Annotated in this window: 4 protein-coding genes; 2 read left to right on the top strand and 2 right to left on the bottom strand. The window is 62.0% G+C overall.

The genetic code is table 11. The annotated features are described in order from the left end of the window. Together EOB49_RS38255 and EOB49_RS33515 are read right to left on the bottom strand one after the other, a co-directional pair. Positions 1-155: Ada metal-binding domain-containing protein (locus tag EOB49_RS38255; RefSeq protein ID WP_281060628.1), on the bottom strand; the 155-nt coding region annotated here is incomplete at its 3' end. 67 nt (positions 156-222) lie between these two features. Then, a complete protein-coding gene (locus EOB49_RS33515) occupies positions 223-915 on the bottom strand; it encodes a helix-turn-helix domain-containing protein (protein WP_127383466.1) in 693 nt (230 codons plus the stop codon). A gap of 174 nt (positions 916-1,089) precedes the next feature. On the opposite strand from EOB49_RS33515, the gene EOB49_RS33510 reads away from it, so the two are divergent. Both EOB49_RS33510 and EOB49_RS33505 read left to right on the top strand, forming a co-directional pair. Further along, on the top strand, positions 1,090-1,416 hold the full coding sequence (locus tag EOB49_RS33510) for a DUF1330 domain-containing protein (protein ID WP_127383465.1): 327 nt from the start codon (positions 1,090-1,092) through the stop codon (positions 1,414-1,416). A gap of 121 nt (positions 1,417-1,537) precedes the next feature. Continuing rightward, positions 1,538-2,074 (top strand): hypothetical protein, encoded by a 537-nt coding sequence (locus EOB49_RS33505; RefSeq protein WP_206526185.1) that lies wholly within the window; start codon positions 1,538-1,540, stop codon positions 2,072-2,074. Positions 2,075-2,190 lie beyond the last annotated feature (116 nt).

Raw genomic sequence — 2,190 nt, 5'->3', positions numbered from 1 at the left:
GGGCAGGAAGGGCGGCAATAGACGCCCGTCGTCGCCACCGAATACCAGAATTCGCCGTCGGCCGATTTGTCGCGCGCAACAATGCGCGCCCAGCGCGGATCGTCGGCGACTTGCAGCGGCGTGGATTTCAGATTCTTGGCCAGGGTGATGAACATGGCCGGCATTGAAGCCGCCAAAAGCCGGTCTCGCCACCCGTTTCCTGACAAGCGCCCGCTGGCCCTCCTAAGCCGCGCGCTTGGGCTCGACCGCGAACGGGCTGAGCCCGAGCCACGTCTGCATCTTTCTGCCGATGGCCTGGTCGCCGGTCAGGGCAATTTTCGCACCGGCCTTCTCGACGGTCAGCAATCCCATCCAGATCGCCGTCATCGTGTGCAGGTCGGTCGAGACGTAGAGATCGACATCGAAGCCCGGATCGTACCAGCACAGATCGACCTCACCGTGCTTCTCGACGATCAGCCACCATGAGCGTTTGGATGCCGGCAGGTCCTGATACAGGAATTGTATCACCGTACGCCCCTCGGGCAGCGGCGAGGGGTTCAGATTGCGCCGCATGTCCCACATCAGCAGCGACGGATCGAGGTTCTTCAGCGACAGCCGGGACTCGACCCATTTCTGCCCCCAGAAGCCCATTGCCTCGACGACCGGGCGCAAATCCCGGCCCGCCTCCGTCAGCCGATATTCGGATATGCCTTTTTCGCCCGGCACTTCCTTGCGCTCGACGATCCCGGCGATCTCAAGTTCCTTCAGCCGTTGCGACAGAAGGGTCGGCGACATTTTGGGAACGCCGCGGCGCAGGTCGTTGAAGCGGGTCGAGCCGGCCACCAGTTCGCGCATCAGCACCATCGTCCAGCGGGTGCACAGCACCTCGGCGGCCATCGATAGCGGGCAGAACTGTTTGTATCCATGCTGGCTCATGATTGGTGCCTCTCCCTCAAACCTGACCGAATATTAGGCCTTCATGAATGAAGCGGCCAGTACGGAAACTGTACTGCCCCGGTACAGATCGCGGACTGGTTGGCGGGTGCCTTGCCATGCGAGCCCTTGGTCGGTTCCACGGGATACCCTGTGTACCGCAACCAGGAGACTACCATGACCGCCTACGTTATCGCAGACATCAAGATAAACGACCCGCAGTGGGTGCCGGCCTACGCCGCCTCGGTGCACGATCTCGTCCACAAGCATGGCGGCAGATATCTGTCGCGCAGCGGCAATGTGAAGACCCTCGAAGGCAAGCCGCTCGATACCACGCTGATCGCGCTGATGGCGTTCCCGTCGGAAGCGGCGGCGCGCGCCTTCACCACCGACCCTGCCTACGCGCCCTTCGTGTCGGCCCGTCAGGGCGGCAGCGACAGCCGTTTCCAGATGATCGACAACACGGATCTGGCCGGAACGATCCCGTATCTGCCGAAGGGATGATCCTTCCCGGTAGTCGTCGCATCGATTTCGGGATTTCCAAGCAACAACAGCCACAGCGCTTGCCTGCCGGGCCTCCGTATTTTCGGCGGCCGGTCAGCTGTGCTTTTTCAAGAAGAATGGAATGAAGATGACATCAAACTTTCGCAGCGGACTTCTTATGGCGGGGACCATGCTGGCTATCTGCACTACCCTCGCGCAGGCGCATCAGGAGCCGGCCGAAGCTGCCTCCGGCTCCAACCCGCTGGCCGACAAGGTGCGGGCTGCCAACAGCCGGTTCGTCGACGTCAAGACAGCGGTGTCAGAGGGCTATTCGCCTATTCCCTGTGCCAGCGGCATCACCGGCGGCGCCATGGGCATTCACTATGTCAACGGCCGGTATCTGAACGACGACAAGATCGACATCGCCCGTCCCGAAGCCGTGATGTACGAGCCGATGGCCGATGGCGCGCTGAAGCTGGTGGCGGTCGAGTACATCACTTCGAAAGGACCGGCATCGTTGGACGGCCAGCTGTTCAACTTCAACAGCGCCCCCAACCGCTATGGCCTGGGTGAATTCTACGAACTGCATGTCTGGGCCTGGAAAGGCAACCCGACAGGTACGTTCGCCGACATGAACCCGAAAGTGTCATGCGAGCACGCAATGGCGCCGAGCCAGTAAGCAATGAGGCCAGGCGGCATTGACGCCGCCTGGCCCGAACGATCGTTTTGCCTGATCGCCTCAGGCGGCCTTGATCAGACCGAGCTGGGTGAGGGCGGCGACGCCGTCATCGAGGC

Source organism: Mesorhizobium sp. M7A.F.Ca.MR.148.00.0.0 (assembly GCF_003997735.1).
Lineage (GTDB): Bacteria > Pseudomonadota > Alphaproteobacteria > Rhizobiales > Rhizobiaceae > Mesorhizobium.
This window is presented reverse-complemented; position numbering and strand designations above follow the sequence as displayed.

Coding starts and splice junctions, on each gene's coding strand:
- EOB49_RS33515 (WP_127383466.1), bottom strand. CDS start 915: ATGAGCCAGCATGGATACAAACAGTTCTGCCCGCTATCGATGGCCGCC.
- EOB49_RS33510 (WP_127383465.1), top strand. CDS start 1,090: ATGACCGCCTACGTTATCGCAGACATCAAGATAAACGACCCGCAGTGG.
- EOB49_RS33505 (WP_206526185.1), top strand. CDS start 1,538: ATGAAGATGACATCAAACTTTCGCAGCGGACTTCTTATGGCGGGGACC.